Origin of the sequence: Lacibacter sp. MH-610 (genome assembly GCF_045780045.1) — a bacterium.
Taxonomy (GTDB): domain Bacteria; phylum Bacteroidota; class Bacteroidia; order Chitinophagales; family Chitinophagaceae; genus Lacibacter.
This window is the reverse complement of sequence record NZ_CP116002.1, coordinates 2,603,572-2,617,666: the sequence shown is the minus strand read 5'-3', so window position 1 is coordinate 2,617,666 and position 14,095 is coordinate 2,603,572. Positions and strand designations below refer to the sequence as shown.

The 14,095-nt window shown below is 41.2% G+C and carries 13 protein-coding genes; 2 read left to right on the top strand and 11 right to left on the bottom strand.

All coding sequences use genetic code 11. The features are described from left to right. Positions 1-27: 27 nt before the first annotated feature. Positions 28-1,332, top strand: coding sequence for a hemolysin family protein (locus PDL71_RS12090; RefSeq protein WP_407521339.1), 1,305 nt, complete (start codon positions 28-30; stop codon positions 1,330-1,332). Between the two features lie 86 nt (positions 1,333-1,418). Beyond that, positions 1,419-1,967, top strand: a complete 549-nt coding sequence (locus PDL71_RS12085) for a hypothetical protein (protein ID WP_407521338.1) — start codon at positions 1,419-1,421, stop codon at positions 1,965-1,967. A 159-nt stretch (positions 1,968-2,126) separates the two neighbouring features. Here the strand turns inward: PDL71_RS12085 and PDL71_RS12080 are convergent, their stop codons facing one another. From PDL71_RS12080 to PDL71_RS12030, 11 genes are all read right to left on the bottom strand, one after another. Continuing rightward, the gene (locus tag PDL71_RS12080; protein ID WP_407521336.1) at positions 2,127-5,396 is read right to left on the bottom strand and encodes a hypothetical protein; all 3,270 of its coding nucleotides are present in this window, start codon (positions 5,394-5,396) and stop codon (positions 2,127-2,129) included. Positions 5,397-5,672: 276 nt separating this feature from the next. Next, the gene (locus PDL71_RS12075) at positions 5,673-5,885 is read right to left on the bottom strand and encodes a hypothetical protein (RefSeq protein WP_407521334.1); all 213 of its coding nucleotides are present in this window, start codon (positions 5,883-5,885) and stop codon (positions 5,673-5,675) included. 109 nt (positions 5,886-5,994) lie between these two features. Then, positions 5,995-6,588, bottom strand: a complete 594-nt coding sequence (locus tag PDL71_RS12070; RefSeq protein WP_407521332.1) for a Uma2 family endonuclease — start codon at positions 6,586-6,588, stop codon at positions 5,995-5,997. A 75-nt stretch (positions 6,589-6,663) separates the two neighbouring features. Next, complete coding sequence (locus PDL71_RS12065) at positions 6,664-7,425, bottom strand: succinate dehydrogenase/fumarate reductase iron-sulfur subunit (protein ID WP_407521330.1); 762 nt, start codon at positions 7,423-7,425, stop codon at positions 6,664-6,666. Between the two features lie 11 nt (positions 7,426-7,436). After that, positions 7,437-8,102, bottom strand: a complete 666-nt coding sequence (locus PDL71_RS12060; RefSeq protein ID WP_407521328.1) for a hypothetical protein — start codon at positions 8,100-8,102, stop codon at positions 7,437-7,439. A gap of 21 nt (positions 8,103-8,123) precedes the next feature. After that, complete coding sequence (locus PDL71_RS12055; RefSeq protein WP_407521326.1) at positions 8,124-10,097, bottom strand: fumarate reductase/succinate dehydrogenase flavoprotein subunit; 1,974 nt, start codon at positions 10,095-10,097, stop codon at positions 8,124-8,126. Positions 10,098-10,368: 271 nt separating this feature from the next. Then, complete coding sequence (locus tag PDL71_RS12050; RefSeq protein WP_407521324.1) at positions 10,369-11,079, bottom strand: succinate dehydrogenase; 711 nt, start codon at positions 11,077-11,079, stop codon at positions 10,369-10,371. Positions 11,080-11,204: 125 nt separating this feature from the next. After that, positions 11,205-11,993, bottom strand: a complete 789-nt coding sequence (locus tag PDL71_RS12045) for a DUF3575 domain-containing protein (protein ID WP_407521323.1) — start codon at positions 11,991-11,993, stop codon at positions 11,205-11,207. Between the two features lie 66 nt (positions 11,994-12,059). Next, the gene (locus PDL71_RS12040; protein ID WP_407521321.1) at positions 12,060-12,626 is read right to left on the bottom strand and encodes a hypothetical protein; all 567 of its coding nucleotides are present in this window, start codon (positions 12,624-12,626) and stop codon (positions 12,060-12,062) included. Between the two features lie 58 nt (positions 12,627-12,684). Beyond that, positions 12,685-12,936 (bottom strand): hypothetical protein, encoded by a 252-nt coding sequence (locus PDL71_RS12035; RefSeq protein WP_407521319.1) that lies wholly within the window; start codon positions 12,934-12,936, stop codon positions 12,685-12,687. An 80-nt stretch (positions 12,937-13,016) separates the two neighbouring features. After that, on the bottom strand, positions 13,017-13,958 hold the full coding sequence (locus PDL71_RS12030) for a transglutaminase domain-containing protein (RefSeq protein ID WP_407521317.1): 942 nt from the start codon (positions 13,956-13,958) through the stop codon (positions 13,017-13,019). Positions 13,959-14,095: the final 137 nt, after the last annotated feature.

Below are 14,095 nucleotides of genomic sequence, written 5' to 3'. Positions count from 1 at the left end.
AAGCTTTGTAGATTTGCACTACCAATCATGACAGAGATATTTATATTATTCTTACTGATCGTACTCAACGGTTTGTTTGTAATTGCTGAAATTTCCCTTGTTTCTGCCCGTAAAAGCCGGCTGGAGGCATGGGCCAATAAAGGCAATAAGAATGCGAAAATTGCATTACAGTTAGCTGAAAATCCGGAGATTTTTCTTTCTGCTGCGCAGATAGGCATTACGCTCATCGCTATTTTAACGGGTGTGTATTCAGGGGAAAAATTCGGGAACTACCTGCAACCTGTATTTGAACAGGTGGGAGTATTGAAACCGTATGCAGAATCTCTTGCTACCGGTGTAATTGTTGTGATCGTTACTTTTCTCTCCATTGTGCTGGGTGAACTCATTCCTAAACGTTTGGGTTTGATGAATGCAGAGCGGGTGGCCACCATTGTAGCAGTTCCTATGAAGGCTTTTGCATGGCTTACGCATCCCTTTGTGTGGTTGCTCAATATTATTCCTAAAGTACTATTTACGGTATTTAATATTAAAGCCGCTACTGATAACCAGGTAACGGAAGAAGAAATCAAAGCCATCATCAGTGAAGGAACCGAGCAGGGCACCATTGAAGAAGCGGAGCAGGAAATTATTGAACGGGTGTTTCATTTGGGCGACCGGAACATTACATCGCTCATGACACACCGGAACGATATCATCTGGTTTGATTTAAATGATAATGAAAACAGCATCAAAGAAAAAATCATTACCGAGCCGCATTCTATCTATCCTATTTGTGAAGGCGACCTCGATGCCATAAAAGGAATCGTATCCATTAAAGACCTTTATGTAGCCGATGATTTTATGCTGTTTAAAGATTTAATGAAACCTGCTTTGTTTGTACCGGAAAATAACAGCGCTTACCAGTTGCTTGAAAAGTTTAAAGAAAAGAAAATACACAGCGCTTTTATTGTAGATGAATACGGAAGTGTGCAGGGCATGATTACGCTCAATGATATCCTGGAAGCCATTGTAGGCGATATTCCTGAACCGCATATTGATGAATACGAAATTGTACAGCGGGAAGATGGTACCTACCTTGTAGATGCCCAGATTCAATTTTATAATTTCCTCGCCAGGTTTGAAAAAACAGAATGGATGAACGAAGGTGAACAGGAGTTTGATACCATGGCCGGTTTTATCTTGCATGAATTAGAACGTATTCCGCATGCAGGAGAACATTTTGAATGGAAAGGCTTTACATTTGAAATCATTGATATGGATGGCCACCGCATTGATAAAGTGCTGGTAAAAATTCCGGAAGATGTGAATGATGTGGAGCGAGAGGAGGAATAGGATTGGTGGAGTTGGAAATAAATGAAATTTTAAGCGGAGTATTGCGTTAATCAAAATGTTATTTGCCAATAAATTGACATACCCTAATGCGGCAAGTATTTTCCATATCTATTTTATTTTGTTCAACACTTTTATGGGGACAAAAAACACTTTCGACTGACATCACTTCAGCGACAAAATCTCATTATACTAAGCTGTTTTTTATTGATAGTATGAAAGGATTTGAGGTAGCAGGAATATACATTACTTCAAATGGTTTTACAGGATATAGATTAGCTCTTAACTGCAGTGGCACATTCCTCAAAACAGGGTTTGATTGTGTTAGTCGCTCTCAAATTGACAGTGGATTCTGGCAACTAAAAGACGGAAATAAACTCTTACTGACATCTGTAAATACAACAAAAAGTTATTACTTCTTCAAGGTTGACAATTTTTACTTTATTGTTCCTGAACATCAAAAGCAGAAGTTTATAAAAGACTATCATGCGACAGAGGTGGAATTGAAAAATGCTAAGCCTTTCACAATAGACAGCAAGATATATTCACCTGAATATTTAATCGGATTCTCACTTATGAAAAAATATTTCGCAAAGGAGTTTGTAGACATTGCCTCCCAGCGACGTATCCCAAATTAATCAGCAGCTAATATGCACATAATTTAACGGGGATGTTGCGTTCCTGAGTTGGTTTTGTAACTTGATCGCAACGTCCTCCTCGGCTTTGTACAGTAATTAAACAAATGGCATCGAGAGACGTTGCTTGGAAATTAAGTCTAGAACAGCACAAAACTTTCATCAAAACAAAGCCCTCACTCCTGCCCTTCCTGTATGAATCGTTCTGCCGGTGCCGGGCTTGCGGCCTTCATATTGAAAATTAATTTCCATATTGTTGGCCAGGCGTTTGGTAAAATCAAAATTCCATAAAAAGTTTTTACCGGGTAATAATGCATCCAGCATAATAAACGCAACAGTGGTATTGGTTTGCCCGGTAAAATCAATATTGCTGAACTGGAATCTTCCGTTAATGGTACTGCTGCTGAGTACATTGTAACGGGCATCCATAATGAGTGAGTGCACCGCAGCACGTTCTTTTGCTCCTTCCAGGTTGTCTTTGTTCTCATATTTATAACTGAATGAAAACCGGTATTTGGTGCCCTGCTGATAGCTTACGGTGGGTTCGCCGGTTAACTGGTTTAAATGAAAGTTACGGTTGCCAAAGCTGGGTGTTTCCAGTTGATTCTTTATAAACCGTACATTAAGTGAAGTAGCAAACCTTTTATTGAGATTTAAACGGAGCCGATAGGTAAGTTCCCGTAAGGTTCTTGTTTCCAGGCCATAAGTAAGAATGGAGCGGTTTACATTGCGGAGATGTGTTACTTCAAACCCCCATACACTGCTGGTGCGGTTGTAAAAAAGTGTATTGGAAATAACGGAGGATAAGGAAATCAAACTGGTGTCTGCTTTTGGTTTGGAAAAAGGATCCAGTGTAACATCTTTATCAGAAATTTCTTTCTTAAACACCTGCATACTGCTTTGTGAGGAAAGTCTTGCTGCAAATTTCTGAAACCTGTTTGCTTTATTACTGTTGATGATGGCTTTGGGATTGAGGTTTAAACTGTAGTTAAACTGGTTGTAATTGGCTCTTATAAAATCCAGTGTAGGTGTAAACACTCTTATGTACCGGGCCTGGTCACGGAACTGTGCAATTTCAAATTCATTCAACTGTGGAATACCATCACTGTTATAATCATTCCAGGTATATTCACCCTGCCCGGCAGGTACTTCAAAATAAGAGAAGTCACGCCGCTGTTCCTGGCCGCTTCCTATTTCATATAAAAGATTACCGGTAACAAATCCTTTCCATTCATTGATGAAATATTCTGCACGGCTGAGTAAAGTGCGTTCCGGTTTTAAATTGGTTAAACTGTTATTATACACTTTCAGTTCCCGTAGTGTAGCATTTAACCGGAACTGGTGTTTTTCACTGCTCATCAGTTCTACATACGCATTGTAGTTAAAACTGCGGTCCACCTGCTGAAAGTCTTTGGCAATAGGCAACTGATCTCTTCTTGTAAAAAAGTTCAAGCCCCATTTATTACTGTTTTCAGGTGAGCGTAAAAACAAAGTCCATGTATCCCAGCTAAAACTGCTGAGCGCTAATGAGTCGTTTGCTTTTTTACGGTTTTCGTTATGCTCCAGGTAATAACTGCCTCCTAACTCTGCCTGTTTCAAAAAGCTGAGTTTCTTTTTTAATTCCACCAATGGCCGCAGGAAAAAGCCACTGTTTGTATTACTGTCAATAGAAGAGTAATTAACTCTTGTATTCCACACCCATCCTTTTTGTTGTACATAATGCTCCAGTACATGACGCACCCCTTTGAAATTAGTACCACGTTCATACCGTTGCAAGGTGTAGCTCATACGGTTATCACGGCTGCGGAATAATTCAAATCCTGCATTGGTTAGTCGTTCTTCTTCCTGTTGTAGAAAAATAGGTAAGCCCCATTCCCTTGTAAATTCCACCGGCCGTAAACGTTCCAGTGCACGGAAACGTTCCTGCACATATTCATAGTCTGCATTGAGTTTGTACTGCAGGGCATTTTTCTGTTTTGAAAACTGATCAGTGTACTGCAGTTGAATTCTGCCGGCCCAACCTAAATCATTGTCTTTATCTTTTGTTGAAAGTGTATTTACATCAAATCTTGACAGCGCTACTTCGCTGTTTACAGAAAGCTTACTGTTGAATTTATAAGTGGTGCCGAATGTGGCCATCTGTTGTGTACGTGGCGCAATCAAGCGAACCACCGGCTCAAAGCGTCCCTGTTTTACTCCGTTCACCGGCGCCACCCATTGAAAGGTTCTGCCGTTAGCCCCGGCAGCTACCTGCACATAATCACCATTGCCCTGCCCTACTTCTGTAAAAACAGCGTTGTACATTTCATTTAGCGGGAAGGAAGTATATACCAGCACACCGGGATACAAAACAGTATTCACAACCGTATCCACTTTTCTGTAAAGAATTTGCCGGGTAGAAAATGTATCTCTTACAACGGAGGGAAAGAAGGCGCCATTGGGCACATCACCCGCATCGGCCAGGAATTGTTTCTGTGCAGGATCTAACTGTTGTGTAAGCGATGAGTTCTTGGAATCAGCATTGGAAAAACCATTGATATGAAAGCTGAGGTTTTTATTCACGGCAAGATCATCACCAAAAATAAACTGTGAGTTTAAGAAGTTACGGTCGTTATATTCAAACTCCACCTGGATACGTCGGTCTTTGTTGATCATTCGCCTGGGGGTGAACGTTATCTCTGCTGTATTGTAGTTGATTACATAGTCCTGGTCTTCGCCACGCTGCATCAGTTCTCCGTCAATAAATACACGTTCTGTTCCCGCCAGTACAATAAAGAATAATTCACCGTTGGGACCTTGCAAACGATAAGGCCCCTGGTTACCTTCCTGTCCCTGGAAAATATAACGGTTGAATTTTCCTTTGGCGATGGCACCGCTTATGATGGCTTTATTAGTACCTGCTTTAAATACTTTATTCTCTGTTTGAAAGGCAGCGCCCTGCAGTCTTTTGAAAAAGTTAAGGAAGTATGCCTGGTTGCGACGGATGTCAATATCACCCAGGTTTAATTGCCAGCCTTTCTTTTTGAGTTGAATCCAAACCTGGTCAAATTCATTCAACTGTTGGGTATTTCCTTCTGCTTGTATGGGAATGTTATTATCAGTTAGTGCAGCGCTCAGCATCATGCTGTCACCAATCATACCATTGATCTGCATGTTTAATACACCATTCACCACCGCATCCTGGTTATTACCAAAGCTGATGCCCCGACCGAAACTTCCGTTATAGTTTACATTCCCAAAGTCGAATAAATTTTTACCGGCCGCACCGTTATCAAACGTGATGGGTTTGGTTACAAAATTGTTCATCACTTCCTGGTAATTCAGACGCTGGGCAACAACGTTCAGTTTGTAAGGAAACACCCGGTAGGAAATAGTAACAGAGTCCATAGCCAGTGGCTGCAGCCAGGTGAGTTTTGCATTCAGTTCATCCACCTGATAAGCAGCGGGTGAAATGCCGGGAATGAGAAAGGTGCCGGGTACAATACTTACCGTATCAATCGTAAGTAAGCGGGTTTGTGTGGCAATTTTTTTGGTGCGCAGGTTGGATAAAATATTCTTTTGTTGCCCTTTTCCAAGGACACAAAGCAGCAGCAGTATTATGGTTCCAACAAGCCGGCGGATAAAGCAGTGGTTTTTAAGGATAAGAATGAATAAAAGTACAATTTATTGTGCGGACGGAGCTTAAATGTGCACCTGTAAAGCCGCTATTTACAGAACCAGCAGTTTACGGGATATTTTTTCACCTGTCCGGAGGGTAAAAATGAGGGTGTATTCACCCTGTTTTTGAAATACGGGTGGCAGTTCAGCATTGTTGAATCGCTCAAATATTTTTTCAGCAGCAATAGCACCGGTTGGATCATAAATGGTAACTGATTGCAGTTTCAGTTTACCCGTTTTCATAAATACTTTGCCCTGTTTCATTTCTACCACAGGAATTTTTTTTTGGGCAATTGCTGTAAGGGAGAAAATCAGGAAGAATAATATGATGCTTACAGGTTTCAATACTCAGCAAAGTAAACAGAAAATCATGTTACAGTAATTTGGTTCGGTCGTAGATTTCAGATAAAGGAACAGAAAATTTTAATGAAGGGAAAGCTAATTCATGTTCCGGTAGTTTGTATTCTTTAAGTTCCCAATGATTGCGTTCATTTAACTCAAAGGACTCCACATGAACCGACTCTGATTCAACAAGAATATATTGCTGCAATGAAGGAATTTGACGGTATAATTTAAACTTTGTTCCCTGGTCATATTGCCTCGTAGAAGGCGAAAGTATTTCAATAATTACTGATGGCAAGGTTGCGGTATCATCATCTTCTGCTGAAGGAATAATATCTCCGCAAATGATGGAAATATCAGGATAGGTGAACAATGTATTTTCAGGGATATGAATACGCATGTCGCTTCCGTAAGGTTGGCAAGGCTTTCCTTTAAGTTTCATGACCAAAATAGCAGCGAGATTCATTTGTATAATATTATGCCTTGCACCTGCTCCCGACATGGCAAATATTTCCCCTTTGTAATACTCATGTTTCTCAGATGACTCTTTTTCAAATTGAAGATATTCTTCAACTGTAAGTTTGTTCTTGCCATAAGCCGGTATCGGTTCACGCACTTCGTACATGGTTTGAAGTTACAAAACTTAAGGGCAATAAAAAACCTCCGCTGAGGGAGGTTTTAAAAATGATACAACTAAAAATTATTCAGTTACCAGGCTTGCTGTTGCATACTCAGCATTCAGGCGGGCAATATTGCTGATGGAAATTTCTTTAGGACAAACAGCTTCACAGGCGCCGGTATTGGTACAGGCACCAAAACCTTCTTTATCCATTTGTGCCACCATGTTCATGACACGGGTTTTACGTTCTGGATCACCTTGAGGCAATAAGGCCAGGTGTGAAACTTTTGCACTGGTGAAGAGCATAGCACTGCTGTTTTTACAAGCTGCTACACAAGCACCGCAACCGATGCACATAGCTGCAGCAAACGATGCATCTGCTTTTTCTTTTTCGATGGGAATGGCATTACCGTCAACTGCGTTACCTGTATTCACCGAGATATAACCACCAGCCTGCACAATACGGTCAAATGCAGAACGGTCCACCATCAAATCCTTAATTACAGGAAATGCTTTTGCTCTCCAGGGTTCTACTACAATCGTATCTCCATCGTTGAAGGCACGCATGTGAAGCTGGCAAGTTGTGTTTGCTTCCCAAGGACCATGCGGACGGCCATTGATGTACATACTGCACATACCGCAAATACCTTCACGGCAATCATGGTCAAAAGCAATCGGGTCTTTGCCTTCTTTAATCAACTCTTCGTTCAATACATCAAACATCTCCAGAAAACTCATTTCCTGGGAGATGTTGTTTGCATCGTAGGTTTCAAAAGAACCTTTTTCTTTCGAGTTTTTTTGACGCCAAACTTTGAGTTTTACATTTATGTTCTTGTGCTCCATCTGAACCTGTTTTAGTATTCGTATTTAAAAGCTTCGAGTTTAACAAGAGGCTTTTTTGGTTGTTTTTGTTTGGTGTGTTTAATGAGTTTGCAATCTTCTGTTTTTTCAATTACTTCTTCATCGCCTGTGATATAATTGATGTCTTTATATTTTCTTCCTGCTTCTCCAACTCCTATCCCATCACAATCAGTTGCGTTCCAGAAATAGTCGGATGTTGAACCTATCAGATAAAAACCACTATTCTGATATCTGAATTTTCTTGACTCAACCCACCTCCAGGCACTACCTCCATAATGTCTAACAATCAAGATCCCTTTATCAATTTCTATCCCATTATACGGTTCTCCAAATACGCCTCCGCAATGCACACACATTAAAACTCCCGTTGATTTGCCTGCGAGACTGAATCCAGCTTTGTTTCTGAAAAGAACAAGAAGCAATCTTTTTGGCTCTTCATCCATTTGAAAGGTATCTTCATCTTGATGATGAAGAACCAATACCAAATCCTTTATTCCATCTTTGTTTAAATCACCATTCACAGAATCTTTCATCTTATACTTTGCAGGAATAAAATCAATCACTTTCTTTCCTGAAACAGGAATCTTTAAAAGAACTTCTTGTGCTAAAGACGAAAATTGAAAGCAAAATATAAACGCTATGAGCTTAACAATTTTCAAATCTTCAAATTTTCAAATTATCTATTTATACGAACGCTGACTCGGCTTCACCACTTCATAATCTAAATTCTCTTTATGCAATGTCCACTCATGTTCTGCTTTCATTTCCCAGGCAGCTACGTACATGAATTTATCATCATGACGTAATGCTTCACCTTCTTCTGTTTGATGTTCTTCACGGAAATGACCGCCGCAACTTTCTTCACGGTTCAAAGCATCAATACACATCAATTCACCCAGTTCAATAAAGTCAGCAACACGATTGGCTTTGTCTAATTCAGGATTCATTTCATTGATGTCGCCGGGTATACGCACATCACTCCAGAACTCCTGCTTCAACTGTTGTACTTCTTTAATGGCTTGTTTCAAACCTTCTGCATTACGGGCCATGCCGCATTTATCCCAGATGATCTTACCCAAACGCTTATGAAAACTCTCCACCGTTTTCGTTCCTTTAATATTCATGAGCATATGAATGCGATCCCGAACAGCGCTCTCTGCTTCTACAAACGCAGGATGATCGGTTGGAATCGGCTTCACATGAATTTCATCAGCTAAATAGTTTCCGATGGTATAAGGAATCACAAAGTATCCGTCAGCCAAACCCTGCATCAGGGCACTTGCACCCAAACGGTTGGCACCATGGTCGCTGAAGTTCGCTTCACCCAAAGCATACAAGCCGGGGATAGTGGTCATCAACTCATAATCTACCCACAAACCACCCATGGTATAGTGAACGGCAGGATAAATCCGCATCGGCACTTCATATGGATTTTCACCGGTAATTTTTTCATACATATCAAACAGGTTACCATACTTTTCTTTCACCACATCTTTACCAAGTTTGATAATGGTTGCTTCATCAGCATTCGTTAAGCCTTGTTTATTAGCTTCAATTTTTCCGTAACGTTTAATGGCATCAGCATAGTCTAAGTAAACAGCTTGCTTACTGGTACCTACACCATAACCTGCATCACAACGTTCTTTGGCGGCACGGCTCGCCACATCACGGGGAACGAGGTTGCCAAATGCCGGATATCTTCTCTCCAAATAATAATCTCTTTCTTCTTCCGGAATTTCATTGGGCTTACGTGTATCACCTTTTGCTTTCGGTACCCAAATGCGTCCATCGTTCCTCAAGCTCTCACTCATCAAAGTCAATTTACTTTGATGATCACCGCTCACCGGAATACAAGTGGGATGAATTTGTGTAAAGCAAGGGTTTGCAAACAAAGCACCCTTGCGGTGTGCTTTCCATGCAGCCGTTACGTTACTGCCCATCGCATTCGTACTTAAATAAAACACATTACCATAACCACCGCTGCACAACAGTACGGCATGGCCGAAGTGACGCTCCAGTTCACCTGTTACAAGGTTACGGGCAATAATGCCACGTGCTTTGCCATCAATCATTACAATATCCAGCATTTCATGGCGACTGAGCATTTCTACATTGCCCAGCGCTACTTGTCTTTCCAATGCCTGGTAAGCACCTATCAATAACTGCTGACCCGTTTGGCCCGCAGCATAAAATGTACGTTGTACCTGTGTACCACCAAAAGAACGGTTGCTCAGCAATCCACCATACTCACGTGCAAAAGGAACACCCTGCGCCACACATTGGTCAATAATGTTACCGCTCACTTCCGCTAAACGATGCACATTTCCTTCACGTGCACGGTAGTCGCCACCTTTAATGGTATCATAAAACAAACGGTAAATACTGTCACCATCGTTCTGATAGTTTTTGGCGGCATTAATACCACCCTGCGCCGCAATCGAGTGTGCCCGGCGTGGACTATCCTGGAAACAGAATGCTTTTACTTTATAACCTAATTCACCCAATGAAGCAGCCGCACTGGCGCCGGCCAAACCGGTACCCACTACAATTACTTCCAGTTTGCGTTTGTTCGCCGGGTTTACCAGCTTACAAGTTGATTTATACGTTGTCCACTTCTTGTCTAAAGGACCTGCAGGAATTTTTGAATTGAGCATATCGTTCGTTTGAATCGAAATTATTTTTTGTTCGTGAGCTTTTGCAGCTCTGTTCAACTTCTGTTGCGTCGCACTCTTCATCGTCCTTAACACTATTGGACAACCCACCCCTTTCTATTACTCCTCTGTTTATCATCTTGCCACCCCTCCAAGGAGGGGATATACAACTTGCAACACATTTCAATCACTCAACTTATTACCAAACTCTATATCAAGCGTGGGCTGTGCAATGCAATTCGTACCTCGTACCTCTTACTTCGTATTTGGTTTTCTACTCCACCCACTTCAAATACATCGCTACCGGCATAGCAGCAAATAACAAGCAGATGATAACTGAATACCAAACACCGGCACTTGCCAGCAGTTTTAAAAATTTATTATTATGCACACCCACCGTTCTGAACGCACTTTGAAAACCATGCATCAAATGCCAGAATAAAGAAAATACTCCCAGCAAATAAGCAATTACCACCCACAGTTCACTGAAGGTGATTTTCATTAAGCCAAACATATCATGCATCATACCTGTAGCAGTAGGTAAAGGCTCTAATCCTGCATGTGTAAAACGGGCGGGCACCCAAAAATGCGTTAAGTGCAAAATGAGAAATAATAAAATAAGTGTTCCTAATAAACCCATGCTGCGGCTGTACCATTTGCTGCCGTTATTGCCCATTGGTTTGGCATAACCCACGCCACGGGCAGCACGGTTTTGTGCTTCCAGCATATAGCCCTGGATGATGTGCAGAATAAAACCGGCAAACAATCCTATCTCCATAATGCGAATCAACACCGTTGAACCCATGAAATGAGCAGCACGGTTAAACATATCACCGTTATCTTCAGGATTAAAAATGGAAAGATCTGCAAAAATGCAGGCGTTAATGCCGGCATGAACAATCAAGAAAGTTACCAGGAAAAGGCCTGTAAGACCCATCACTAATTTCCTGCCGATGGAGGAAGTAAACATTTGAGCAAACGTCATGATAGAATGGTTTTGGAAAGCCGCTGCAAATTTAAGCATCGGATGCTCTCAAAATTCAGCGCTTGCTAAATGACAATAAAAAAAGCTGCTTGTTCAGCAGCTTTGAAATTTTTTATGAAGAAGCATTAAAAACGGATACCCAAGGTAATGGCTCCTCTTACACCGGCCCAGGGCCCATCGAATATGGCTTTAGCTGATGTAGAAGTTACTTCTGCTTTGATGTTGCCAACCGGCAGGTCAATATCTTCAATGGTTTTACGGATATCGTTTTGCTCCAACTGTGTAAAAGGTGTAGATGGCGTTCCGAATAAACTTCCTTTACCTGCACCATAATGAGCACCAAGGATCCACCAGTCGAGTGTTACTGATTTGCCGAGAAACCACTGTGCCCCCAGCATTAAACCACCGCTGTGCGTTTTCATATCACCTGTAAGGTTGATGGACTTTGTTCCTGTGCCTCCGTTATATTCAATGGGAATGGTAGAAACATTAAAACTGGCAAAACGGTAATAAGGTGCCAGGTAAAAGCCACGGCCATATCCTTTTTTGCCTACATAAAATCGGAATTCCGGTGTAATGGAAAAATTGCTCAACTGTGCATTGTTGATGGCGTTTTCAATATCCCGGTCGCCATTGGCAGCATCATTAAGCGAGTTTTTAAACGGGAGGTTTCCTTCAGGCATAAAACGGATACCTAATGCCAGTGAGATATTTTTTTGCAGCACCCGTTCATATTGAAAGCTGAAGTTTCTGAAAGGCAATGCTGAAACGTTCAGTTTAAAAATGTTCATTTTTTGAGTGCTGTTTGACGGCTCTTTTCCGCTGCCGGTATTTTCATCAATCTGCTGGGCGGCAAGATGGAGTGATGAGCAAAGGAAAAAAAGACAAAGCAACTGTTTCATGATTGTTTTCATTTGATATGTTTTTGGGTATTCTAAATTACGATGTGTGGCATATTTCGGATTTATGGACTATCAAAATTAACCGGCAATACGGTTCATCAAGAGGCCATCAATCATCCGGTACAGGTGGAAGGGTTTGTAGGTACGCCAGTTCAGCAGTTCCATCAGTTCCAGGTAGCGATTGAGTTTAAGTTTTTTGAAATCATACTGACTTTGTTCGGGCATATTCAGAATCACCGTCCAGCCATTTTCATCGGCGGTGTTTTCATACCATTCCTCATAATAATCCCGTTCGCTGCTGTGAAAGTTGAGGATGTTTTCAGCAATGAGGATAAACTTGAAAATACCTTCATCCATCATTTTATCAATAACATCCCTTTTCAACGTCATGATGTCGTTTTCAATAGCATCGTTCCACTCGCCTATCAATTCAATTACCGCATATTTTTCTTCATAATCTGCAATAAGTACTTTGAGGTACATGGTACGGCTGCCAAATTCATCCCATTGCGGATGGATATAGTAGTTGTAAACAGTTTGAGAAAATTCAAACTCAGAGTAGGTTCGGCCAAAGAAGGGAGAACGTTCGTCTTCTTCGCTGGTATAAATATGCCGCCAGTTGTAGAAAGGTTCAATATCCTGCATACACAAACATCGTTAATGACGTAAGTGCAAAGTTCAAGTTTGAGCAGTTAAAAACAAATTAATTATCCAGTTCACCTTCTGCAAAAGCCGAAATCAGCAAGAGACGATGAGGTTGTACAAAACGGAATAAAGAAGAGAAAACTAATTCCTCCATTTCTGCTTTGCTTTTGCAATACGCAGCCTGTACCCGTGATAATTTGTAAAGCTGAATTTTACTGAAGGCAATGAAAGAAGCTTGTTGAAGATGGGCTTCCCGGATTTCAAATTGTGCAGCAATTTCTGCTGTGTCATTTGCGGTTAAGGGATTCATAGACATGGATTTGGTTTTATCAAAATTGGATTCCGATTCAAAAATAAAGAAAAAATCTGCAAATAAGCAAATCTATAAGGCTATTGTTGCTGCTGCGCTTCCTCTGCCGCCAATAAATCTGCCGTAACGGCCATTTCCGTTACTTCCATTTGCACATCATTGATTTCTTCAAACACATGGCCATCTTCATAGCCGACGGATACATAAACCGAAAGGGTTTGTCTTGAAATGCCTTTAAAAGTTCCTTTCATGGGACTGCAATCATTAAAGTTTCTGCCCACCGCCAGTTTTACATGATGTGTGCTTACCCACACATTATTGGTAGGGTCAATACCCATCCAGCCATAGTGCGGAATAAAGGCTTCCACCCAGGCGTGTGTGGCGCCCTCTCCCCTCATGCCGTTTTTATTAGGACAGATATAACCGCTTACATACCGTGCAGGAATACCGATGGTGCGAAGCAATTGCAACAACACATGTGCAAAATCCTGACATACACCACTGCGGTGTTCCAATATTTCGTCAACAGTTGTTTCAATAGTGGTAATGCCCTTGATGTATTTGAAGTTTTGAAAAATATAAGCTGAACAATGTTCTACCAACTGCATCACTGTTTTATCATCTGCTGTTATACTGCTGATGATGTGATGAATAGCATCTGTGGATTTAATTTCTTCTGGCTTGGAAAGTTCCAGCAGTTGAAAGTTAGATGCGATGACTGTTTGCATATCAGCTAATGTGCTGTTGTCATCGGGCAGTTTATCAACACCTGTAGTGCGAACGATGAGGCGACTGTCAATCTGCAATTCTTTGTGCGGTTCAGGTATGCTGAAATCTGCACAACGATTGCCCCAGTAATCAAGAAAGAAAAACAGTTCAGGTGCATCGCTGATAGTGATTTCATGATTGAGTATTTCCTGCTGTGGTGATGCCACGGGATAGATACGTACTTGGTTCACACTTTCAATAACAGGTCGGTTGTAAGTATATTTTGTAACGTGATGTATTTTAAAAACGGGCATAGAGCTAAAGAGTTATTCTACTGTTGTCATCTGACGTCCTCGTCTGATGACGTGTTGTATTCTGATTGCAATTCCGTCAGACGAGGGCGTCAGACGGACGTGTTTCATTTTTAAAGAGCGTTATGTTTTTCTAATGC

What these genes read in the sequence shown, in the direction of transcription:
- PDL71_RS12065 (WP_407521330.1), bottom strand. Translation starts at nt 7,425, where the DNA reads ATGGAGCACAAGAACATAAATGTAAAACTCAAAGTTTGGCGTCAAAAA.
- PDL71_RS12030 (WP_407521317.1), bottom strand. Translation starts at nt 13,958, where the DNA reads ATGCCCGTTTTTAAAATACATCACGTTACAAAATATACTTACAACCGA.
- PDL71_RS12050 (WP_407521324.1), bottom strand. Translation starts at nt 11,079, where the DNA reads ATGACGTTTGCTCAAATGTTTACTTCCTCCATCGGCAGGAAATTAGTG.
- PDL71_RS12035 (WP_407521319.1), bottom strand. Translation starts at nt 12,936, where the DNA reads ATGAATCCCTTAACCGCAAATGACACAGCAGAAATTGCTGCACAATTT.
- PDL71_RS12085 (WP_407521338.1), top strand. Translation starts at nt 1,419, where the DNA reads ATGCGGCAAGTATTTTCCATATCTATTTTATTTTGTTCAACACTTTTA.
- PDL71_RS12070 (WP_407521332.1), bottom strand. Translation starts at nt 6,588, where the DNA reads ATGTACGAAGTGCGTGAACCGATACCGGCTTATGGCAAGAACAAACTT.
- PDL71_RS12045 (WP_407521323.1), bottom strand. Translation starts at nt 11,993, where the DNA reads ATGAAAACAATCATGAAACAGTTGCTTTGTCTTTTTTTCCTTTGCTCA.
- PDL71_RS12055 (WP_407521326.1), bottom strand. Translation starts at nt 10,097, where the DNA reads ATGCTCAATTCAAAAATTCCTGCAGGTCCTTTAGACAAGAAGTGGACA.
- PDL71_RS12075 (WP_407521334.1), bottom strand. Translation starts at nt 5,885, where the DNA reads ATGAAACAGGGCAAAGTATTTATGAAAACGGGTAAACTGAAACTGCAA.
- PDL71_RS12040 (WP_407521321.1), bottom strand. Translation starts at nt 12,626, where the DNA reads ATGCAGGATATTGAACCTTTCTACAACTGGCGGCATATTTATACCAGC.
- PDL71_RS12090 (WP_407521339.1), top strand. Translation starts at nt 28, where the DNA reads ATGACAGAGATATTTATATTATTCTTACTGATCGTACTCAACGGTTTG.